Here is a 21062-nt window from a genome sequence, read left to right as displayed (position 1 = left end):
TGATGGGATGACGGATAGCCGTCCGGTCCTGACGATGACCGGGATCAGCAAGTCCTTCCCCGGGGTGCGTGCGCTCCACGACGTCAACTTCCGGCTCTTCCCCGGCGAGGTGCACGCCCTGATGGGCGAGAACGGCGCCGGCAAGTCGACCCTGATCAAGGCCCTGACCGGCGTCTACGACACCGATCAGGGCACGATCACCCTCGACGGTGCGCAGGTGGCATTCACCGGGCCACGGCAAGCGATCGCCGCCGGGGTGAGCACCGTCTACCAGGAGGTCAACCTCTGCCCCAACCTCTCGGTGGCGGAGAACATCTTCATCGGGCGGGAGCCCCGCCTGTTCGGCGCGGTCCGCTGGGGCGAGGTCCGCCGCCGCGCCCGTGCGCTCCTGGCCCGTCTCGACCTCGACCTCGATGTCGGCGCGCCGCTCGCCTCGTACTCCCTGGCCATTCAGCAGATGGTCGCCATCGCCCGGGCGATCGACATCCAGGCCCGGGTGCTGATCCTGGACGAGCCGACCTCCAGCCTCGACGCCGGCGAGGTGGCACAGCTCTTCCGCATCATGCGCCAACTGCGCGACGAGGGCATCGCCATCCTGTTCGTGACGCACTTCCTCGACCAGGTCTACGGCATCGCCGACCGCATCACGGTCCTGCGCAACGGCCGCCTCGTCGGCGAGTACCCGACCGCCGAACTACCCCAGCTGACCCTGGTCGAAAAGATGATCGGCAAGGAACTCGACGTTCTCGAAGGGCTTGAGGAGCAGCCCCGACGGGATGTGGCCGTCCTGGAGGAGGGCACCCCACTGGTGGCGGCGTCCGGTCTCGGCCGGTCGGGCGCGGTCGCGCCGTTCAGTCTCACCATCCACGCCGGGGAGGTGGTCGGTCTGGCCGGCCTGCTCGGCTCCGGGCGTACCGAGGTGGCGCGACTGTTGTTCGGGGCCGACCGGGCGGACAGCGGCCAGGTCGCGGTGGACGGGAAACCGGGTGGCCTGCGCAACCCCGCACAGGCCATCGGCCACGGCATCGGCTTCTGCTCGGAGAACCGCCGCGCGGAGGGCATCGTCGCCGATCTCTCGGTCCGGGAGAACCTGCTCCTGGCGATGCAGGCCGCCCGTGGTTGGCTTCGGCCCATCCCGCGCCGTCGCCAGGACGAGCTGGTCGAGAAGTACGTCAAGGCCCTCAGCATCCGGCCCGCCGACCCCGAGGTGCCGGTCCGCAACCTCTCCGGCGGCAACCAACAGAAGGTGCTGCTGGCCCGGTGGCTGATCACCGAGCCGCGGCTGCTGATCCTCGACGAGCCCACCCGGGGCATCGACATCGGCGCGAAGACCGAGATCCAGAAGCTCGTCACCCAGTTGTCCGACGGCGGAATGGCGGTGCTGTTCATCTCCGCCGAGCTGGAGGAGGTGCTCCGCCTCAGCCACAAGGTGGCCGTGCTGCGGGACCGGCAACTGGTCGCCGAGCTGGTCAACGACGACGGCCTCGACGCCGACCGGGTGATGCAGACCATCGCCAGCGGATCCCACCGGGAGGAGGCAGACCGATGAACGACGTCCTGGGCCGTTACCGGGCGCTGACCGGTCAGCGGCTGTTCTGGCCCGCAGCCGTGCTCGTCGTCATGCTCGCCGCGAACACGATCTACCGCCCGGGGTTCCTGTCCGTCGAGGTCAAGGACGGGCACCTGTACGGCACCCTGATCGACATCCTGCGGCTGAGCGCGCCGCTGATCCTCGTCGCGCTGGGCATGACCGTCGTCATCTCCACCGGTGGCATCGACCTGTCGGTCGGCTCGGTGTGCGCGATCAGTGGCGCGGTCGCCTGCGTGTACATCAGCCAGCAGCCCGACCAGAACAACCTCCCCGCGGTGCTGACCGCCCTCGCGATGGCGCTCGGGATCGCGCTCGTGCTCGGCGCCTGGAACGGGGTGCTGGTCGCCGTCATCGGCATCCAGCCGATCATCGCCACCCTGATCCTGATGGTGGCCGGCCGAGGGCTCGCGCAGCTGATCACCGAGGGTCAGATCGTCACGATCAACTCGGGTCCGTACCGGGCGATCGGGCTGGGCCACGTGCTGACCCTGCCGCTGGCCATCCTCATCGCGCTGGTGGCGGCCCTGCTCGTCGCCGCGTTCACCCGTCGTACCGCGCTCGGCATGATCATTGAATCGGTGGGCGGTAACGCCGAGGCGAGCCGACTGGCCGGCATCCGGTCCGGCCGGGTCGTCTTCCTCGCGTACGTGCTCAGCGCCGGCTGCGCCGCGATCGCCGGTTTCATGATGACGGCCAACGTCTCCAGCGCCGACGGCAACGCGGCCGGCCTCTGGGTGGAGCTCGACGCCATCCTCGCGGTCGTCATCGGCGGCACGTCCCTCGCGGGCGGCCGGTTCTTCCTGAGCGGCACCATCCTCGGCGCGCTGATCATCCAGACCCTGACCACCACGGTGTACGCCATGGACATCTCACCGCAGACCTCGCTGCTGTTCAAAGCGGTCGTCGTCATCGCCGTCTGCCTCATTCAGGCGCCGGCCTTCCGGGCCCGGTTCGGTCGCCGCCGGAGCGGCGCGCCACCGCCGAGCACGGTTCCCGACCAGCCGAAGGCGCAGGTGCCGGCATGACCACAGGTTCGCTCACCGCCGGTCGCCGGTGGACGGCCCGGCTGCCGAGACGGCACGTGCCGGTCCTGGCCACGCTCGTCCTGCTCCTGGTCATGTACGCGATCGGTGTGTCCCAATACCGTGCGTTCTCCAACGTGCAGGTCATCTTCAACGTCTTCATCGACAACGGCTTCCTGCTCGTCGTCGCGGTGGGGATGACGTTCGTGATCCTCACCGGTGGCATCGACCTGTCGGTCGGGTCCGTCGTCGCCATGACGGCGATGGTGTCGGCCGCGCTGCTCCAAAACGGCCTGCCGGCGGCGCTCGTGCTCGTCATCGCCCTGCTCATCGGGCCGACGCTCGGCCTGCTGATGGGCTGCGCCATCCACTTCTTCGAGATCCAGCCGTTCATCGTCACGCTGGCCGGGATGTTCTTCGCCCGGGGCATGTGCACGTTCATCTCGGGCTCGTCCATCCCGATCACCGACGGCTTCTGGACCAGCATGTCGCAGGAGCGGATCGGCAACCCGCGGGGGAACTTCGTCTCGATCAGCGTGCTCATCGCCTTCGCCGTGGTCGCCGTCGCCGCGTACACGCTGGCCTACACCCGGCTGGGCCGCAACGTCTACGCCATCGGCGGCAACCCGCAGTCGGCGCTGCTGATGGGCCTGCCGGTGGGGCGTACCCGGATCGCCGTCTACACGATCAGTGGCCTGTGCTCCGCGATCGGCGGGATTCTGTTGTCCTTCTACACCCTCTCCGGTGCGCCATTGATCGGCATCGGCATGGAGTTGGACGTCATCGCGGCCGTCGTCATCGGCGGCACCGTGCTCACCGGCGGCTCGGGTTACGTCTTCGGCGCGGTGCTCGGCGTGCTGGTCCTGGGCGTGATCCAGACCCTCATCACCTTCGACGGGAGCCTCAACTCCTGGTGGACCAAGATCGTGATCGGCGGCCTGCTCTTCGCGTTCATCCTCCTCCAGCGGCTCATCGGCATCCGCTACAAGTGAACGTCCCTCTCGTGGAAGGCAACCCCATGGCACCACACAGCGAGCCCGAGATCTGGTTCCTCACCGGCAGTCAGGGCATGTACGGCGAGGAGACACTCCGGCAGGTGGCCGAGCAGTCCCGGCAGATCGCGGCCGTGCTCGACGACTCACCGCAGATCCCCGCCCGGGTGGTCTGGAAGCCGGTCCTGACCGGCAGTGGAGAGATCCTCCAGATCTGCCGGGATGCCGCGGCACAGGGCGCCATCGGGGTCATCGCGTGGATGCACACCTTCTCACCGGCGAAGATGTGGATCGCCGGCCTGGACGCCCTGCAGACACCGCTGCTGCACCTGCACACCCAGGCCAACGTGCTGCTGCCGTGGGACGACATCGACATGGACTTCATGAACCTGAACCAGGCCGCCCACGGCGACCGCGAGTTCGGGTACATCCAGACCCGCCTCGGAGTGGCCCGCAAGACCGTCGCCGGGCACGTCAGCGACCCGCGGGTGACCGCCCGCGTCGCGGCGTGGGCCCGTGCGGCGCGCGGCTGGTCGGCGATGCGGTCGCTGCGGTTGGCCCGCTTCGGCGACAACATGCGCGACGTCGCGGTGACCGAGGGCGACAAGGTCGAGGCGGAGCTGCGCTTCGGCGTCTCGGTCAACACCTACGGCGTCAACGACCTGGTACAGGTGGTCGACGAGGTCACCGACGCGCAGGTCAACGACCTGATCAAGGAGTACGACGACACCTACGCCATCGTCGATGACCTGCGCCCCGGGGGTACGCGCCACGACTCGTTGCGGTACGCCGCCCGCCTGGAGGCCGGCCTGCGCACCTTCCTGGACGCCGGCGGGTTCCGAGCCTTCACCACGAACTTCGAGGACCTCGGCGGTCTGCGCCAGCTACCCGGCATCGCGGTGCAGCGGCTCATGGCGGACGGCTACGGCTTCGGTGGCGAGGGCGACTGGAAGACCTCCGTCCTGGTCCGGACGCTGAAGGCGATGGCCGTCGGTGTGGACGGTGGCACGTCGTTCATGGAGGACTACACCTACGACCTCACGCCCGGCGAGGAGTTGGTGCTCGGGGCCCACATGCTCGAGGTCTGCCCGACGATCGCGGCGGGCGTGCCGTCCGTGGAGATCCACCCGCTGAGCATCGGCGGCCGGGAGGACCCGGTCCGGCTCGTGTTCGACGCCGCACCCGGTCCGGCGGTGGTGCTGGGGCTGGCCGACATGGGCGAGCGCTTCCGGCTCGTGGCCAACGAGGTCGAGGTGGTGCCCCCGCCGCAGCCGCTGCGCCGACTGCCGGTGGCCCGGGCGGTGTGGCGTCCGCGACCGCACCTACCCGGCTCGGCCGAGGCGTGGATCACCGCGGGAGCGCCGCACCACACCGTGCTGTCGCAGGCGGTCGGCGTGGAGGAGTTGCACGACCTCGCCGAGATGAGCCGTACCGAACTCGTCGTCATCGACGCGGACACCGAGCCCCGCCGCTTCGCCAACGAGATCCGTTGGAACCAGGCCTACTACCGGCTGGCTCGCGGCTTCTGACCATGTCCACGAACGGTGCGGCGACGCGTCGTCCCCGACCGGCCGCGCGCCGGATGCCAGCCTTGGCTGGCGTAGACTGTCGGCCATCCAGCGCTGGTCAGCGAGGGTCAGCACGGGCCGCGGCTTCGGCTACGTGGACGAGGGAGTGAGATGGCCGTGCGCGGTCCGGCGATGACGGACGTTGCCCGTCTGGCCGGTGTCTCCCACCAGACGGTGTCGCGGGTGCTCAACGGGCACCCCAATGTCCGTGAGCAGACCCGGCTGCGGGTGCGGGCGGCGATCGCTGAGCTGGGCTATCGGCCCAACGGCGCGGCGCGCGCGCTGGTGACCGGCCGATCGCAGGTCATCGGCGTGATCGCACAGAACACGACGCTGTACGGCCCGGCGTCGTTGCTGGCCGCGTTGGAGCAGACCGCCGCCGAGGAGGGTTTCGCGGTCAGCGTGGGCAGTGTGCGCGACCTGGATCACCGGTCCATCTCGGCGGCGGTCGAGCGGCACCTGTCGCACCGGGTCGCCGGCATCGTCGTCATCGCGCCGGTCGAGTCGGCCGGTGAGGCGCTGGAGCGCCTACCCAAGGATGTCCCGCTGGTCACCGTCGACGGTGACCCGCAGCGGCCCGTGCCGTTGGTGACCGTCGACCAGGTGGCTGGCGCCCGCGCGGCGACCCAGCACCTGCTCGACGCGGGGCACCGTACCGTCTGGCACGTCTCGGGGCCGGCTGGCTGGTTCGACAGTGCCGGCCGGATCGACGGTTGGCGGGAGGCGCTGCTCGCCGCGGGGGCGGAGCTTCCACCGTTGCTGCCGGGCGACTGGTCTGCCGCCTCGGGGTACCGCTGTGGTCAGATGCTGGCGCGCATGCCGGAGGTGACCGCGATCTTCACCGCCAACGATCACCTTGCGCTCGGCGTGCTGCGGGCGCTGCACGAGTTCGGCCGGCGGGTTCCGGCCGAGATCAGCGTGGTCGGCTTCGACGACGTGCCCGAGGCGGCGTACTTCATCCCGCCGCTGACCACCGTCCGGCCGGACTTCGACGCGGTGGCACGGGCGAGCATCCAACTGCTGCTGACGCAGATCGAATCGGGCGCCGCTGGGGCGCTGCGACAGACCATCGCGCCAACCCTGGTCTCCCGCGACAGCGTCGCCGCGCCACCTCGTCGCTGACTCCCCGCGCCCCGCGCCGCCCCGTGCCCCGCCCCGCGTGCCCCGCCCCGCGTGCCGTGACGCGTGCCGTGACGCGCCGCGCCGTGCCGCCCCGCGCCCCGCCCCGTGCCGTGCGCACGCCGCCGCGCTGTGCGGGCCGCGCCCGGCGCCGCCCCGGAGATCGTGCTGGATCCAGGATGTAGTGGCCTTGGGTGGGCTCGGAGGCCACTACATCCTGGATCCAGCGCAACCACCATGGCCTTGGACGACGCCGAGGCCACTGCGTCTTCGATCCAGGGCGATCACCGCCGCCACGGGTCCGCAGTGGACTCCTGGGAGCGCTTCCGTTACGAGACCGTGACGCCGGCATTTCCGAGCAAGTGTTGACGAGTTGCTATGTGAGCGCTAACACTACCCCAAAGGTGACGGCTGGCCCCGGCGGTCGGCCGGGAGTCCGGAGAGGAGAGGCCTGTGCGCAGGAGATTTCTGGTTGCTCTCGGCGGCGCCGCGTTGGCGTTGAGCCTGGCAGCCTGCAGTGGTGGGGGTGCCGGCAGTGGCGGTGACACCAGCGACAAGAAGCCCGGTGACCTGACCATCGGTGTCTCGATGCCGACCCAGACCTCGGAACGGTGGATCGCGGACGGCAACGCCGTCAAGCAGAAGCTGGAGGCGAAGGGTTACAAGGTCGATCTGCAGTATGCGGGTGACGACATCCCCACGCAGTCGCAGCAAGTCGACCAGATGATCACCCAGGGCGCGGACGTCCTGATCATCGCGGCGATCGACGGCACGGCGCTGAGCGGCCAGTTGCAGGCCGCCGCCGACGCGAAGATCCCGGTCATCGCGTACGACCGGCTGATCCGCGGCAGCAAGAACGTCGACTTCTACGTCAGCTTCGACAACTACAAGGTCGGCGTCGCACAGGGCACCGGCCTGCTGGTCGGCCTCGGTCTGCTGAACAAGGACGGCTCGAAGGGTACGGCGAAGGGTCCGTTCAACGTCGAACTCTTCGCTGGGTCGCTCGACGACAACAACACCCAGTACTTCTTCGGCGGTGCCATGGACACGCTGAAGCCCTTCGTCGACGCCGGCACCATCAAGGTGAAGTCGCGACAGACCAACATCGAGCAGGTGGCGACCCTGCGGTGGCAGCAGGAGACCGCGCAGAAGCGGATGGAGGACCTGCTCACCTCCAGCTACAACGACGGCGCGAAGGTCGACGGGGTCCTGTCGCCGTACGACGGCATCTCCCGGGGCATCATCACCGCACTGCAGAACGCCGGGTACGGCAGCGCGGCCAAGAAGCTCCCGGCGGTGACCGGTCAGGACGCCGAGATCGCCTCGATCAAGCTGATCAACGACGGCGTGCAGACCTGCACCGTCTTCAAGGACACCCGCCTGCTGGCCGACCAGGCCGTGAACGCCTCCGAGGCGTTCCTGCAGGACAAGCAGCCGCAGGCCAACGACACGCAGACGTACAACAACGGCGTCAAGGTCGTCCCGGCGTACCTGCTGCCGATCGTGACCGTCTACAAGGAGGAGATCAAGTCCGCATTGATCGACTCGGGCTACTGGACGGCCGAAGAGGTCGCCGCCGGCCAGGCCAAGAAGTAAGCCACTCGTCGGGCTCGGCGGTCACCGCCGAGCCCGACGCCGTGGCGTACCGCGTCCGGACCTGACTCGAAGGACACGTGACCATGGACGACACCATCCTCGAGATGCGTGGCATCACCAAGACGTTCCCCGGGGTGACCGCGCTGGAGGATGTCACCCTCGCGGTGCGCCGAGGGGAGATCCACGCCATCTGCGGCGAGAACGGCGCCGGTAAGTCCACCCTGATGAAGGTGCTCTCCGGCGTTCACCCGACCGGCTCGTACCACGGTGAGATCCTGTTCGACGGCGTGCCGGTGCAGTTCCGCGGCATCCGGGACAGCGAGGCCAAGGGCATCGTCATCATCCACCAGGAGCTCGCCCTGGTGCCGTACCTGTCGATCGCCGAGAACCTCTTCCTCGGCAACGAGCGTCGCGGCCGGAGCGGGCTCATCGACTGGAACCGGGCCAACGCCGACGCGGCGGAGCTGCTCGCGTCCGTGGGCCTGGCCGAGAACCCGGTCACCCCGGTCATCCAGCTCGGCGTGGGCAAGCAGCAGCTCGTGGAGATCGCCAAGGCGCTGTCCAAGAAGGTGCGCCTGCTGATCCTGGACGAGCCGACCGCGGCGCTCAACGACGTCGACTCGGCCCACCTGCTCGACCTGCTGCGTCAGCTCAAGAGCCAGGGCATCACCTGCATCATGATCTCCCACAAGCTCAACGAGATCACCGCGATCGCCGACTCGACCACGGTCCTTCGAGACGGACGCACGGTGGAGACCCTCGACATGCGCTCCGACGACGTGACCCAGCAGCGGATCATCCGGGGCATGGTCGGACGGGACCTGGACAGCTTCTACCCCGACCGGGTGTCGTCCCCCGGCGAGGAGGTGCTCCGGATCGAGGACTGGACGGTGCGGCACCCGGTCCAGGACCGGAAGGTGGTCGAAGGGGTCGGCGTGTCCGTACGCGCCGGGGAGGTCGTCGGTATCGCGGGTCTCATGGGCGCGGGGCGGACCGAGCTGGCGATGAGCGTGTTCGGCCGGTCGTACGGCCGTGACATCTCCGGCCGACTTCTCGTGCGGGGTCGGGAGGTGAGCGCCCGCACGGTGGCGGAGGCGATCGACAACGGCATCGCGTACGTCACGGAGGACCGCAAGCGGTACGGGCTGAACCTCATCGACGACGTTCGCCGCAACGTCTCCGCGGCCGCGTTGGACCGGTTGTCCCGGCTGGGCTGGGTGAACGGCAACGAGGAGATCAAGGTCGCCGAGGCGAGCCGGCGGGAGCTGAACATCAAGGCCCCCAGCGTCATGGCGGTGGTCGGCAAGCTCTCCGGCGGCAACCAGCAGAAGGTCGTGCTGTCGAAGTGGCTGTACACCGATCCGGACGTGCTGATCCTGGACGAGCCCACGCGCGGCATCGACGTCGGCGCCAAGTACGAGATCTACACGATCATCAACCGGCTGGTGGCCGACGGCAAAGCTGTGATCATCATCTCCTCCGAGCTGCCCGAGCTGCTCGGGATGTGCGACCGCATCTACACCCTCGCCGCCGGCCGGATCACCGGTGAGATGCCGGTGGGCGAGGCGACCCAGGAGAGCCTCATGGCGCTGATGACCAAGGACAAGGAGCTCGTCGGATGACCAGCATCAAGACCCCTTCGACGGAGCACCAGGCGCCCTCGGACGGCGCGCCGGCGGCCGCCCTGCACACCGGGACGAGCGACCTGCGGGCGCTGGTGCTGAACAACCTGCGGCAGAGTGGGATCTACGTGGCGCTGGTCGTCATCGTGGCGCTCTTCGCGATCTTGACCGACGGGGTGTCGCTGAGCCCCGGCAACATCACCAACATCGTCCTTCAGTACTCGTACATCCTGGTTCTCGCGATCGGGATGGTCATCCTGATCATCGGCGGCCACATCGATCTGTCGGTGGGGTCGGTGGTCGCGTTGACCGGGGCGGTCTCCGCGGTCCTGGTGATCCAGCAGAGTCATCCATGGTGGGTGGGCGTCCTGGCCGCGCTGGTGGTCGGGGTGGCGGTCGGTGCCTGGCACGGCTTCTGGGTGGCGTACGCCGGCATTCCGGCCTTCATCGTGACCCTGGCCGGGATGTTGCTGTTCCGTGGCCTCACCCTGCGGGTGCTCGACAACATCTCGCTGTCGCCGTTCCCGTCCGAGTACCAGCGCGTGGCGGCCGGATTCCTCAACGGACTGCTCGGTGGGCAGGGCTTCGACGCGTTCACCCTGCTCATCGGTGCCGTGGCCGTGGCCGGGTACGCGGTGAGCGGCTTCCGGACCCGCGTCGCACGTATCCGGTACCAGCAGCCCGTTGAATCGTTCCCGCTGTTCGTCGCCCGGGTCGTGATGGTCGGCGCGGTCATCATGTACTTCGCCTGGCAGTTGGCGCACGCCCGTGGGCTCCCGATCGTGCTGATCGTCCTGGCGGTCCTCGTGCTGATCTACGGCCTGCTCACCCGCCGTACCGTCTTCGGTCGCCAGGTCTACGCGATCGGTGGCAACCTCTCGGCGGCGGCGCTGTCGGGCGTGAAGGTCCGTACCGTGAACTTCTGGATGTTCGTCAACATGGGCCTGCTGGCTGCGGTGGCCGGGGTCATCTACTCCTCGCGGTCCAACGGCGCGCAGCCCGCCGCCGGCAACATGTTCGAGCTGGACGCGATCGCTGCGGCCTTCATCGGTGGCGCGGCAGTCACCGGCGGCGTGGGCACCGTGGTCGGCGCGATGGTCGGCGGTCTGATCATGGCCGTGATGAGCAACGGTATGCAGCTCATGGGCGTCGACCAGTCGACCCAGTCGGTGGTGAAGGGTCTCGTCCTGCTCGTCGCCGTGGCGTTCGACGTCTACAACAAGCGGCGGGCCGGCACGTCCCGCTGACACCGCACGTCGACACGGCCCGCCTCCCCTGGGAGCCGGGGGAGGCGGGCCGCAGGGTGGCTCAGTGACAGTTGCTGGTGCCGCTGTCGTTGTAGGTCTGGCCGGCGACCGGCACGAACTGCCAGTCGTAGCTGCCGGCGTGCAGGGTGAACTTCAGAACCCCGAACGCCGTGTTGTTGCGCGCCTCGCTGTTGGGCTGGATGGTGCCGAAGCCGTAGTGGTCGGCGCCTCCCATCCCGGCGACGAAGCTACGCATCCCGCGGCTGCCGTCGTACGCGCCGTTCGGGTTCATCGGCCCGAACCGCTCGTACACGTGGTTGTGCCCCCAGACGACCACGTCCGCGTTGTAGTCGTAGAGCGCCTGGTACAGGGGGCGGGTCGCCGTCGACGGCGCGTGGTCGGAACTGGACGTGTACAGCGGGTGGTGCCAGTAGGCCAGCGTGCACGGCTTGCTGCTGGCCGCCAGGTCGGCACGCAGCCACTGCTCCTGCGTCGAGCCCGCCGACATGCTGATGTTCGAGTTCAGCGAGACGACGTGCCAGTTGCCGATGTCGTAGGAGTAGTAGCCGCGACCGCTCGGGCCGGCAGACGTACCGAAGTAGTTGTAGTAGCCGGTGGCGCCGGACGTGTTGTAGTCGTGGTTACCCGGCGATGGGCGGGTCCGCGCCTTGTGCCGGCCCCAGGTCGGGGCGTAGTAGGTGGTGAACTCGGACGCCGTGCCGTTCGGGTAGACGTTGTCGCCGGTGGTGAAGACCGTGCCGGAGATCCCGTCGAGCAGCGCGGCGGTGGCGGTGTCACCCGAGCTGGAGTTGGCGATGTCGCCGACACCGACGAGGACCGGGTCCTGCGAGGGCGGCGGCGTGGTGCCGGTGGTGAGCACCAGTTGCGGGGCGTCCGCGCCGCTCTCGCGCGTGTCGTAGTAGGCGCCGTCGCCGTTGGCGGAGGTCGCCCCGAAGCTGTACGTGCCGTTGCCGGTGACGGCGGACGTCACGTCGAGCTCGTACCAGGTGTTGCCGCTGACCGCGCCGATCGTGCCGAGCGTGGCCCCGTCGATGGCGGGCTGGTTGTTCCAGGTCGTGCCGGTCTCCGACCAGGTCGTGTTGGAGACCCGTCGGAACGTGCCACCCACGGGGCTGCCGCTGTTGCCGCTGATCGTGCGCAGTCGCAGCTTGGCGCTGGTGACCGTGCCACTGACCCCGCTGACGGTGAAGCGCAGGAACGTTCGCCGCACCGGCGAGTTGTCGACCACGACCTGCGTCGACGTGCCGTAGTTGGTGGACGCCGTGTCGCTCTGGACGTAGGTGTCGGCGACCGGCGTGAACGTCACGCTCGCCGCCGAGGCCGGGACCGAACCGGTCAGTACGACGCCGGCGGTGGCGGCGACCAACACCGCGACCGTCCCCAGCGGCACCGACGGTCGGGGGAATCGAATGGCCATCCAGGACCCCTTCTCTGCGTGTGTGAAGCGCATGGAATGTAGGAAGGTCGATGGACCGGCGGACTACGCCGAAATGAACACTACGCTTTGGCCGTCAAACTTCTCGATATTCACAGCATGTTCACTCGTCGCATTCCCGACTGCCATCCGTGGTCCGTTGTGTTCCATCTGATTAGTACGGACGCTGGCTGACCGTCAGCGCCGCCACCGAGCCGAGGGATGCGCGTGTACCTGTCGAGCGTCTCCAGACCCACCACCGACCCGCCCGCCCCCGGCCGGCCCGGTCGGCGCATCGCCCTGGTCAGTGGGAACGTCGTTGCCCTCGGCACGGTCAGCCTCATCACCGACATCTCGGCCGAGATGGTCGCCGCCGTCCTGCCGCTCTACCTCGTGCTGGGGCTGCAGCTCAGCCCGGTGGCGTTCGGCGTGCTCGACGGCGTCCACACTGGCGCGACCGCGCTGCTGCGGGTCGTCGGCGGTTTCGTCGCCGACCGGTTCCGACGGCGCAAACTGGTCGCCGGCGTCGGCTACGGGCTCTCGGCGGTCGCCAAGCTCGGCCTGCTGCTCGCCGGCCGTTCGGTGCCGGCGATCGGTGCCGTCATCGCCGTCGACCGGCTCGGCAAGGGCCTCCGCACCGCACCGCGGGACGCGCTGATCACACTCTCCACACCACCCGAGTCGCTGGGCCGGGCGTTCGGGGTGCACCGGGCGATGGACGCCGTCGGCGCGTTCCTCGGGCCACTGGCGGCGTTCGCGGTCCTGCTGGCCGTCGGCCAGTCCTACGACGCGGTCTTCGTCACCAGCTTCTGCGTCGCCGCCCTGGCCCTGGTCGTGCTCGTGCTGTTCGTCCGGGAACGGCCGTCGGGCGAGCCGGCGGGTGGGTCGGCGGATGATCCGAAGGTCTCCGTCCGCGAGGCGATCGGCCTGCTGCGTGACCGACCCGCCCGCCGTCTGGTGCTGACCGCGGCGCTGCTCGGGCTGGCCACGATCGGCGACGGCTTCGTCTACCTGCTGCTCCAGCGCCGCGAGGACCTGGGCCTGCGCTGGTTCCCGCTGCTCGCGGTGGGGACCAGCCTGGCCTACCTGCTGCTCGCCGCCCCGCTCGGTGTGCTCGCCGACCGGATCGGTCGGCTGCCGGTGGTGGTGGGCGGCTACCTGGCCCTCGGTGCGACGTACCTGCTGCTGGCCGGCCCGGTCCACGGCTGGCCGCTGCTCGTGCTGACACTGACGCTGTACGGCGCGTTCTACGCGGCCACCGACGGTGTGCTCATCGCGCTCGCCGGTCCGGTGCTGCCGCCACGGCTGCGCACCACCGGTATCGCGCTCGTCCAGACCGGCCAGGCGCTGGCCTACCTCGTCTCCTCGGTCCTGTTCGGGGTCGCCTGGCAGGCGTGGGGGCCGGACGGCGCGATCCGGGTGGCGGCGGTCGCCGTCGCTGTCGTCCTCGTCGCCACGGTCCTCCTCCTCACCCCCGCGTCCCGCCTCGTCACCCGGAGGGTGCCCCGATGACCGCGATGTCGACCCGAGCGAAGCTGGGCGTGCTGACCGCTTCGGCGGTGCTGCTGGGAGCCGTGGCCGCCGGCTACGCGGCTACCGCCGCGCAACCGGCCCGGACCCCGCCACCCCCGGCCGGCAGTGACCAGCCGGTCACCCTGACGCCGGGGGCGCGCCTCCTGGCGATCACCGACCGGCACGTCTCCTCCGTCGCCACGGCGGACCCCACCGGCCCGCGTACCGTCTCGGGTCTGGAATGCCTCCGGGTGTACGCCGCCTCCGGCACCGGTGTGTGCCTGAAGCCCGAGACGCCCTGGTCCTACCAGGTGGTGGTGCTCGATGCCGCGCTGCACCAGACGCGGGCGGTCAGCGTGCCGGGTCTGCCCAACCGGGCCCGGGTCTCGGCGTCCGGCCGGATGGTCTCCTGGACGACGTTCGTCGGTGGCGACTCGTACGTCACCAGTGGTTTCTCCACCCGGACCGGAATCCTCGACACCGTCAGTGGCGCCACGGTCACCTCGCTCGAGGACTTCGCGATCACCCGGGACGGCCGCAGCTACCGCAACGCCGACGTCAACTTCTGGGGCGTCACCTTCACGGCCGACGACAACCGGTTCTACGCGACCATGTCGACGGCGGGGAAGCGGTACCTCGTCCGGGGCGACGTACGGGCCCGGACCGTCGAGACGATGAAGGAGAACGTCGAGTGCCCGTCACTGTCTCCGGACGGCACCCGGATCGCCTTCAAGCAGGCGATCGACGCCGACCCGACGAAGGGTTGGCGGCTGTCGGTCCTCGACCTGGCGACGATGGGGGTGACCGCGACAGGGGAGACCACCAGCGTCGACGACCAGGCGGCCTGGCTGGACAACGGCACACTGGCGTACACGCTGCGCCAGAGCGACGGCAACCCCGACGTGTGGACCGTCCCGGCGGACGGCTCCGGAGCGTCGAGGCTGCTGCTGCCGGGCGCCGAGTCGCCGTCGCCGCTCACCTGACGACGGGCCGGTACACCTGAATGCCTTGATCCGGACAGCATCCCGACACGTCCAATTCCGCGCCGCACCCTTCGCCGTTCATTGACGATCTCGAAGGTATGGCGCATGACAAGGCTCAGCCGTCGCATCTTCGTCCTCGGTGGACTCGCCGCCGCCGGCGCCGCGGTGACACCCTCGCAGGGTGCCCAGGCCGCGGTGCCCTACCCCTTCAAGCTCGGTGTCGCGTCCGGTGATCCGGCGCCCGACAGTGTCGTCCTCTGGACCCGCTTGGCACCGTCGCCACTCAACGCCGACGGGCAGGGCGGCATGGCGAACGCGGACGTGACCGTCGAGTGGCAGGTGTCCGCGAACGACCGGTTCACCTCGCTGGTCACCTCGGGCTCGGTGATCGCCCGCTACGCCGACGCGCACTCGGTGCACGTGGTTGCCGGCGGGCTCGCCGCCGACGCCGACTACTACTACCGGTTCCGTGCCCAGGGCCACATCTCCGCGGTCGGACGGACGCGGACCGCACCCGCCCCGAGCTCCTTCGGCCGTGACCTGGTGATGGCATTCGCCTCCTGCGCCCACTACGAGGCGGGTTACTACACCGCCTACCGGCGGATGGCCGAGGAGAACCCGGGTCTGATCCTGCACCTCGGCGACTACATCTACGAGGGTGGCGTCGGCTCCGGGGTGCGGCAGCACGTCGGGAACGAGATCGTGTCGCTGGCCGACTACCGCCGCCGGTACGCGCTCTACAAGTCGGACCCGGACCTGCAGGCCGCGCACGCGGCGGCACCCTGGCTGGTGGTCCCGGACGACCACGAGGTCGAGAACAACTACGCCAACATGGTGCGCAACGACAGCAGCCCGGTGTTGACCGCAGCGCAGTGGACCGCCCGGCGTACCGCCGCGTACCGGGCGTACTACGAGAACATGCCGCTGCGGCCGACCTCCGCGCCGAACGGCAACAGCATCTCGCTGTACCGCCGCGTCCGGTGGGGGCAACTCGCCACCTTCCACATGCTCGACACCCGGCAGTTCCGCGACGACCAGGCCTGTGGGGACGGCTGGAAGGTCTGCTCGGACGCGGACCTGGCCTCCCGGTCGCTGACCGGTGCGACCCAGGAGGCGTGGCTGCTGGACGGGCTCGCGCAGCACTACGGCACCTGGGACATCCTCGGTCAGCAGGTCTTCTTCGCCCGGCAGTTCGAGGCGAACGGCGCGGCGAGCATGGACGCCTGGGACGGCTACCGGGCGTCGCGCAGCCGGATCCAGAACGGCTGGCTGGAGCGCGGGGTGCGCAACCCGCTGGTCCTCACCGGTGACGTGCACCGGGCCTGGGCCAACGATCTCAAGGCGGACTACGCGAACCCGAACTCGGCCACGATCGGCACCGAACTGGTCTGCACCTCGATCAGCTCGACCGGTAACGGCACCGGCAGCACGACGATCCCGAACGTGGCGAACAACCCGCACCTGAAGTTCTACTCGGACCGGCGCGGCTACGTGAAGACCACGATCAGCCGTAGCCAGGTCCGCGCGGACTTCCGCGCGGTGAACACGGTGACCGAGCACGGCGCCGCGGCGTCCACGGTGCGTTCGTTCACCATCCTCGACGGCCAGCCCGGCCTGCAGGCCGGGTAGGGAGAGACCCAACCATGAGCGCATTCACCGCACTGCTCGCCGCCTCCATGCTGGTCCCCGGCGTGGCCGTCGCCGCGCCCACCGCCATGACCGCCGAGGCGGTCACCTGGACCACGGCGAACAGCGTCGCCACCGGCGACCAGGACCTCTCCGCCATCGCCATGAACCGCAACGGTCAGGTCGCGGTGGCGTGGGAGGACGACCGGGACAGCACGGTCCCCACCGACGACACCCACAGCGAGATCTGGCTGCGTCTGTTCCGGGACGGCACGCCCGGCTACGAGCTGAAGCTGTCCACCGGCGGCACCAGCGGCGCCGCCTGGCGGCACATCAGCCCGGACGTGGGGCTCGACGACCGGGGCAACGCGGTCGTGGCCTGGGCCGCCGACGGCGATGGCAACGGCGTCTACAACATCCAGTACCGGGTGGTGTCGCCGACCGGCACGGTGCTCGGCTCGGGGCAGGCCAACGCCAGCGACGCCGGGCAGCAGATCTGGCCGAAGGTCGCGGTCGACCCGGACGGCGCGCCCAGCAGCGCCACCGCGGTCGGCTTCACCGTGGTCTGGGAGGACGTGCAGGGGACGGCCCCCGCCACCGTCAAGGCCGCCGGCTTCACCGCCGCGACCACGAAGGCGTACGAGGTGACGGCCTCGCAGACGACGGGCTCGCACCACCGCCCCGACGTGGCGGTGTCCGCCTCCGGTGAGGCGCTGGTCGTGTGGGACGAGGACGCCGACGCGAACGGCTCGTACAACATCGGGTTGACCCGCCTGGCCCGCTCGAACGGCGCCGTGGTGCTGTCGCGGCGGACGGCGAACGCGCAGAGCGGCGGCCAGCAGCAGCGCGCCTCGGTCGCGGCGAGCTTCACCGGTGATTTCACGGTCGGCTGGGAATCCGACCACACCGGCACGCGTGGCGTCTGGGCGCGCTCGTTCACCGCCGCCGGTACGGCCCGGCACGACGAGGTCGAGGTCTCGACCGGCACGGGAGCCACCGTGCCCGGCGTCGGCATCGATGACCAGGCCAACGTCGTTGTCGGGTGGACGGTGTCCGGCGCGGACGTCTGGGCCCGGGGTCTCAACCCGGACGGCACGTCGGCCGGTCGGCTGGCGGCCCAGGCGCTGAGCCAGACCACGACGGGCCGGCAGGACCAGATGGCCGTCGCCGCGTCCCCGTGGGGCGAGGTCAGTGTCTGCTACACCGACGACAACGACGGCAACACCTTCGACCAGGTGGTGCTCGGTCTCGGGACGACCAACTCCACCTGGCTGATGTCCGCCGAGGAGCTGCGCCGGGTGAAGGCGCGGGGCGCGCCCAAGCTCGGCTGAGCGCAGGTGGTCCTCGGTCGAGGGCCACGTCCCGGCTTCCGGGCGTGGTCCTCGACCGGCCGTCACTCGATCCTGAGGGAGCAGGTCAGCCGCTCGTGGAGCACGAGGATGGCGAGACACACGGTGAGCAGCCCGACGGCGGCCATCGCGGGCAGGATCCGGGCGGCGGGCACCAGCAGGACCAGCACGCCGATCGCCACGAGCTGACCCGGTGCGGGGTGCACGGTCAGCCGGAGGAACAGGTACCGACCGGTGAGGTAGAGGGCCGCCCCGCCGAAGAGCGCCGCCGCCGCGGTCCAGCCCAGCGCCGGCCCGCCGAGGTGTTCTGGACCCGGCTGGTCCGGCACCCGTGCGAGGACCGAGTGGATCCCCAACGCGAAATAGACCACCCCGGCGACCAGCGGCAGGTGTGCCAGTGTGTAGGCGTCCGAGGCCAACTGCTGGCGACGCCGGGTGCGCTGGGGTGCCGCGATCAGTGCCTTCGCGGCAGCCGGCGCCGCGTCCACGAAGTACAGCCACCACAGGCACGTCGTGGCGGCGAAGCCGAAGACCGCGGCCATCAGCACCGCCAGGCTGATGGACGACGCCGCCGCGCCGGCGCCCGCGGAGAGCAGCGACTCACCGAGCACGATGATCAGCACCAGACCATGGCGTTCGGCGAAGTGCGACCCGCTGCGCACCTCGCCGAAGCTGGCGGCGGTGGCGATCCGGCCGCCGCCGAAGTCGACGAGGAACGCCACGGTCCACAGCACGGTCTGCGCGGTCCCGCCGAGCAGGGCTCCCAGGAACAGCGGTATCCAGGCGAGGGACGTCGACACCGCGAAGCGCCGCACCTGCCGGCGGTACTGCGGGTTGTCGGTCGACGAGTAGAGCATGAGGGCGAGGTGCAGCGCCCGTACCGCGGTGTAGGCGACGGCCAGGGTGAGCGGTGGGCTCACCGCGCCGCCCTCCCGCTGCCAGGCGTCCGGGATCACCAGGGCGGCCACGAAGATGGCGGCCATCGCCACGGTCATCCCGGCCCGCACCAGGCCGACGTCGGCCCGGACCAGGCTGCCCAACCAGGTGTAGCAGCTCCACGCGTACCAGAACCAGAGCAGCAGGAGCAGCCCCTGAAACAGGGTGAGGGGCCGGAGCGACTCCGCCATGAAGCCGATGAGCCGGGTCAGGGCGAAGACCAGAACGAGGTCGAAGAAGATCTCGAAGGTCGTGGCCCGGTGCGCCTCCTCCACCAGGACCGGCCGGGACCGGGGTACGCGGCTCATCGGCTCATCTTCGCCTGGTCAGCGCCGGGATGGCGGCCAACGTGTCAACCCCACGGGATGCGGCGAACGTAGAAATCTTTCGATTACGGCGGTTGACTTCGATGAAATGTGCCACAACAATCACCGTCAATATAGATATTCATCTTTGTCAACTCCCACGTCAGGAAGGAGGCACCCATGGCAGCTCTGCGAGGCGAGGTGTCGTGGTTCTGCTGCGGCACCGCCTGGGGTCCCTGCGGATCGGCCGGCGGCGGCGCCTGCGGCACCTGCAGATCGGGCAACTACCAGCACGCCTGGCCGAACACCTCGGACGCGTGCCTGGCCATCACCCGTCCGGACCGCTGCGGGGTGACCGGCATGAGCCGGCGCGGCTGCGGCTTCCGGCACTACACCACCAACCTGTGCAACGGCGCCCGGATCGGCACCACGATCGCGGACTGCGGTCCGCAGACCGACCTGTTCTGCGGCGAGAGCACCTGCTGCGGCTCGGCCTGTGGCAGCAACCGGATCATCGACCTGACGCCCGCCGCGTACAGCGCGATCGCCAGCCTCTCCGCGGGGCTGCGGCCCTGCTCCGTCGACACGGTCTGAACGGGGGCGTCACATGAACCAGACCCTGGATCGCCGACGGCTGCTCGCCACGGCGGCACTCGGCGGCGTCGTCGGGGCCACCGGCCTCGGCTCGCTGGCCCCCGAGGCGGCCTTCGCCGCCGAGCCGGCGACCATCGAACCAGGCGCGCCGGACCCGAACTTCGCGGAGGGCCGGATCAGCAAGATCTCCGGAAACCTGCTGCTGGTCACCGGCTCGGACACCGTGCTGCACGCGATCCGCATCACCGATGGCACGAGCCTGTGGAAGCTGCACCCCACCACGTTCGACCGGGTGGCCGTCGGCGACGGGCTGTACGCCCGCGGCGTCCGCCTGCCCGACGGCACGCTCGCCGCGGACTCCGTCTGGCTCAACATCGTCAACCTGCACGGGCACATCGCGGCGGTCGGCCGCAACGTGCTGCACCTCGACCACCAGGGGCGGCGGATCGTCGCGCACGTCGTACCGGACCGGTCCGCCGCGGTCTACAACGGCACCCCGGCGGTCAGCGACATGTCGCTGCTCCGGGTCGGCCGGCACGTCCAGGTGCTGGGCGCCTGGCACCCGGACACCAACGAGATCGACATCGCCGCCGTCTACGCCGCCGCCTAGCGGTACTCCGGGCGACTCGCCGTCCGTCGCCGCGTCGCCCGGAGTACGCACCCGAGGGGAAAAGCCATGATCGAAGTCATCGCGGCGCTGCAACCGCTGGTCGTGGGCGCCGTGCTCATCTGGTCCGCCCGCGTCAAGCTCGCCAGCCCGCACGCGGCGGAGGCCGCCAACCGGTCCGCGCTCGCACAGCTCGTCGGGCAGGAGCGGGCGCTGCCCGCGTACCGGCTGCTGGGCGGCGTCGAGGTGACCCTCGGCGCGCTGCTCCTGCTGCCGCCCGTGCTGCGGGTGGAGGCGCTGGCCGCGACCGGGCTGGCCGTCGCCTTCCTCGCCTACCTCACCTACGCCCGCCGGGCCGCCCCGACCTCCTCCTGCGGCTGCCTGAGCGCCCGGGCGACCCCGATCGCGGGGCGCAGCCTGGCCCGCGCCGGGCTGCTGGTGGCGGCCGGCGCGCTGGCCCTGCTGACCACCGACGGCTGGCTGTCCGCGTTGGCCGGGCAGCCGGGGGCCGGCGCCGCGGTGCTGATCGTCGAGGTGGCCGTGGTGGTGGCGCTCTCCCCGGAGCTGGATCGGTCCTGGCTGCTGCCGGTGCGCCGGCTGCGCGCCCGGCTGACCCACCCACTCCGCGGCGGCTCGGGCGTGCCGCTGCTCGCCACCGTGCAGCAACTCCAGCTCAGCGACGCCTACCGGCAGGTGGCGCCGCTGCTCCGCTCCGACGTGCGGGAGCACTGGGACGACGGCGACTGGCGCTTCGTCGGGCAGGCCGCGCGCTATCAGGGCCGCCTGGTGACAGCGGTGTTCGCCGTGCCGCTGACCGATCCAGACCCGGACGCGGTGCGGGTCGCCGTGGTCGACGACGCCACCGGGCACACCCTGCTCAGTCTCGCCGGCACGCCACCGGCCACCGCTCCAGAGCTCACCGTCGTCCCTGCCTGACCACCCGCCTCCATCCAACGCA

17 protein-coding genes are annotated in these 21062 nt (G+C 70.1%); 15 read left to right on the top strand and 2 right to left on the bottom strand.

Annotated elements, in window-relative coordinates; all coding sequences use genetic code 11:
* Positions 1–7: 7 nt before the first annotated feature.
* The 8 genes from V6V47_RS02835 to mmsB all read left to right on the top strand — a co-directional run bounded on the left by V6V47_RS02835 (position 8) and on the right by mmsB (position 10757).
* A complete protein-coding gene (locus V6V47_RS02835) occupies positions 8–1549 on the top strand; it encodes a sugar ABC transporter ATP-binding protein (RefSeq protein ID WP_334626360.1) in 1542 nt (513 codons plus the stop codon).
* Positions 1546–2616: an ABC transporter permease gene (locus tag V6V47_RS02830; protein ID WP_334626359.1), complete on the top strand. Its 1071-nt coding sequence runs from the start codon at positions 1546–1548 to the stop codon at positions 2614–2616. Before V6V47_RS02835 ends, V6V47_RS02830 begins: the two co-directional genes overlap by 4 nt.
* A complete protein-coding gene (yjfF, locus tag V6V47_RS02825) occupies positions 2613–3605 on the top strand; it encodes a galactofuranose ABC transporter, permease protein YjfF (RefSeq protein WP_334626358.1) in 993 nt (330 codons plus the stop codon). The genes V6V47_RS02830 and yjfF overlap by 4 nt, the downstream gene beginning before the upstream one ends.
* A 26-nt stretch (positions 3606–3631) precedes the next feature.
* On the top strand, positions 3632–5134 hold the full coding sequence (araA, locus tag V6V47_RS02820; RefSeq protein ID WP_334626357.1) for an L-arabinose isomerase: 1503 nt from the start codon (positions 3632–3634) through the stop codon (positions 5132–5134).
* Positions 5135–5305: 171 nt separating this feature from the next.
* Entirely contained in the window at positions 5306–6295 is a 990-nt protein-coding gene (locus V6V47_RS02815) for a LacI family DNA-binding transcriptional regulator (RefSeq protein WP_334626356.1), read from the top strand.
* A 450-nt stretch (positions 6296–6745) separates the two neighbouring features.
* Positions 6746–7888, top strand: coding sequence for a multiple monosaccharide ABC transporter substrate-binding protein (gene chvE / locus V6V47_RS02810; RefSeq protein WP_334626355.1), 1143 nt, complete (start codon positions 6746–6748; stop codon positions 7886–7888).
* An 83-nt stretch (positions 7889–7971) separates the two neighbouring features.
* Entirely contained in the window at positions 7972–9510 is a 1539-nt protein-coding gene (mmsA, locus tag V6V47_RS02805; RefSeq protein ID WP_334626354.1) for a multiple monosaccharide ABC transporter ATP-binding protein, read from the top strand.
* Positions 9507–10757, top strand: coding sequence for a multiple monosaccharide ABC transporter permease (gene mmsB, locus V6V47_RS02800; RefSeq protein WP_334626353.1), 1251 nt, complete (start codon positions 9507–9509; stop codon positions 10755–10757). Before mmsA ends, mmsB begins: the two co-directional genes overlap by 4 nt.
* Positions 10758–10818: 61 nt before the next feature.
* Here mmsB and V6V47_RS02795 read toward each other — a convergent pair whose 3' ends face one another.
* Positions 10819–12195: a CBM96 family carbohydrate-binding protein gene (locus V6V47_RS02795; protein WP_334626352.1), complete on the bottom strand. Its 1377-nt coding sequence runs from the start codon at positions 12193–12195 to the stop codon at positions 10819–10821.
* Positions 12196–12414: 219 nt separating this feature from the next.
* On the opposite strand from V6V47_RS02795, the gene V6V47_RS02790 reads away from it, so the two are divergent.
* From V6V47_RS02790 to V6V47_RS02775, 4 genes are all read left to right on the top strand, one after another.
* Positions 12415–13704 (top strand): MFS transporter, encoded by a 1290-nt coding sequence (locus V6V47_RS02790; protein WP_334626351.1) that lies wholly within the window; start codon positions 12415–12417, stop codon positions 13702–13704.
* Complete coding sequence (locus tag V6V47_RS02785) at positions 13701–14687, top strand: TolB family protein (RefSeq protein WP_334626350.1); 987 nt, start codon at positions 13701–13703, stop codon at positions 14685–14687. Before V6V47_RS02790 ends, V6V47_RS02785 begins: the two co-directional genes overlap by 4 nt.
* A gap of 105 nt (positions 14688–14792) precedes the next feature.
* On the top strand, positions 14793–16316 hold the full coding sequence (locus V6V47_RS02780) for an alkaline phosphatase D family protein (protein WP_334626349.1): 1524 nt from the start codon (positions 14793–14795) through the stop codon (positions 16314–16316).
* 14 nt (positions 16317–16330) lie between these two features.
* Positions 16331–17644 carry a hypothetical protein gene (locus V6V47_RS02775; RefSeq protein WP_334626348.1) on the top strand — a complete coding sequence of 438 codons (1314 nt, stop codon included), beginning with the start codon at positions 16331–16333 and terminating at the stop codon, positions 17642–17644.
* Between the two features lie 62 nt (positions 17645–17706).
* On the opposite strand, the gene V6V47_RS02770 is transcribed toward V6V47_RS02775, so the two are convergent.
* Entirely contained in the window at positions 17707–18906 is a 1200-nt protein-coding gene (locus V6V47_RS02770; RefSeq protein ID WP_334626347.1) for a low temperature requirement protein A, read from the bottom strand.
* A 177-nt stretch (positions 18907–19083) separates the two neighbouring features.
* On the opposite strand from V6V47_RS02770, the gene V6V47_RS02765 reads away from it, so the two are divergent.
* From V6V47_RS02765 to V6V47_RS02755, 3 genes are all read left to right on the top strand, one after another.
* On the top strand, positions 19084–19497 hold the full coding sequence (locus V6V47_RS02765; protein WP_334626346.1) for a hypothetical protein: 414 nt from the start codon (positions 19084–19086) through the stop codon (positions 19495–19497).
* Between the two features lie 13 nt (positions 19498–19510).
* Positions 19511–20107, top strand: coding sequence for a cell wall protein (locus tag V6V47_RS02760; protein ID WP_334626345.1), 597 nt, complete (start codon positions 19511–19513; stop codon positions 20105–20107).
* Between the two features lie 66 nt (positions 20108–20173).
* Positions 20174–21040 (top strand): MauE/DoxX family redox-associated membrane protein, encoded by an 867-nt coding sequence (locus V6V47_RS02755; RefSeq protein ID WP_334626344.1) that lies wholly within the window; start codon positions 20174–20176, stop codon positions 21038–21040.
* Positions 21041–21062 lie beyond the last annotated feature (22 nt).

Source organism: Micromonospora sp. CPCC 205539, from assembly GCF_036906815.1.
In the GTDB taxonomy this organism is placed as follows: domain Bacteria; phylum Actinomycetota; class Actinomycetes; order Mycobacteriales; family Micromonosporaceae; genus Micromonospora.
The sequence above is the reverse complement of the archived record's forward strand: the minus strand, read 5'-3'. Positions and strand labels throughout refer to the sequence as shown.

What these genes read in the sequence shown, in the direction of transcription:
- V6V47_RS02795 (WP_334626352.1), bottom strand. Translation starts at nt 12,195, where the DNA reads ATGGCCATTCGATTCCCCCGACCGTCGGTGCCGCTGGGGACGGTCGCG.
- V6V47_RS02815 (WP_334626356.1), top strand. Translation starts at nt 5,306, where the DNA reads ATGACGGACGTTGCCCGTCTGGCCGGTGTCTCCCACCAGACGGTGTCG.
- V6V47_RS02790 (WP_334626351.1), top strand. Translation starts at nt 12,415, where the DNA reads ATGCGCGTGTACCTGTCGAGCGTCTCCAGACCCACCACCGACCCGCCC.
- mmsB (WP_334626353.1), top strand. Translation starts at nt 9,507, where the DNA reads ATGACCAGCATCAAGACCCCTTCGACGGAGCACCAGGCGCCCTCGGAC.
- V6V47_RS02755 (WP_334626344.1), top strand. Translation starts at nt 20,174, where the DNA reads ATGATCGAAGTCATCGCGGCGCTGCAACCGCTGGTCGTGGGCGCCGTG.
- mmsA (WP_334626354.1), top strand. Translation starts at nt 7,972, where the DNA reads ATGGACGACACCATCCTCGAGATGCGTGGCATCACCAAGACGTTCCCC.
- V6V47_RS02775 (WP_334626348.1), top strand. Translation starts at nt 16,331, where the DNA reads ATGAGCGCATTCACCGCACTGCTCGCCGCCTCCATGCTGGTCCCCGGC.
- araA (WP_334626357.1), top strand. Translation starts at nt 3,632, where the DNA reads ATGGCACCACACAGCGAGCCCGAGATCTGGTTCCTCACCGGCAGTCAG.
- V6V47_RS02765 (WP_334626346.1), top strand. Translation starts at nt 19,084, where the DNA reads ATGGCAGCTCTGCGAGGCGAGGTGTCGTGGTTCTGCTGCGGCACCGCC.
- V6V47_RS02780 (WP_334626349.1), top strand. Translation starts at nt 14,793, where the DNA reads ATGACAAGGCTCAGCCGTCGCATCTTCGTCCTCGGTGGACTCGCCGCC.
- yjfF (WP_334626358.1), top strand. Translation starts at nt 2,613, where the DNA reads ATGACCACAGGTTCGCTCACCGCCGGTCGCCGGTGGACGGCCCGGCTG.
- V6V47_RS02835 (WP_334626360.1), top strand. Translation starts at nt 8, where the DNA reads ATGACGGATAGCCGTCCGGTCCTGACGATGACCGGGATCAGCAAGTCC.
- V6V47_RS02760 (WP_334626345.1), top strand. Translation starts at nt 19,511, where the DNA reads ATGAACCAGACCCTGGATCGCCGACGGCTGCTCGCCACGGCGGCACTC.
- V6V47_RS02830 (WP_334626359.1), top strand. Translation starts at nt 1,546, where the DNA reads ATGAACGACGTCCTGGGCCGTTACCGGGCGCTGACCGGTCAGCGGCTG.
- V6V47_RS02785 (WP_334626350.1), top strand. Translation starts at nt 13,701, where the DNA reads ATGACCGCGATGTCGACCCGAGCGAAGCTGGGCGTGCTGACCGCTTCG.
- V6V47_RS02770 (WP_334626347.1), bottom strand. Translation starts at nt 18,906, where the DNA reads ATGAGCCGCGTACCCCGGTCCCGGCCGGTCCTGGTGGAGGAGGCGCAC.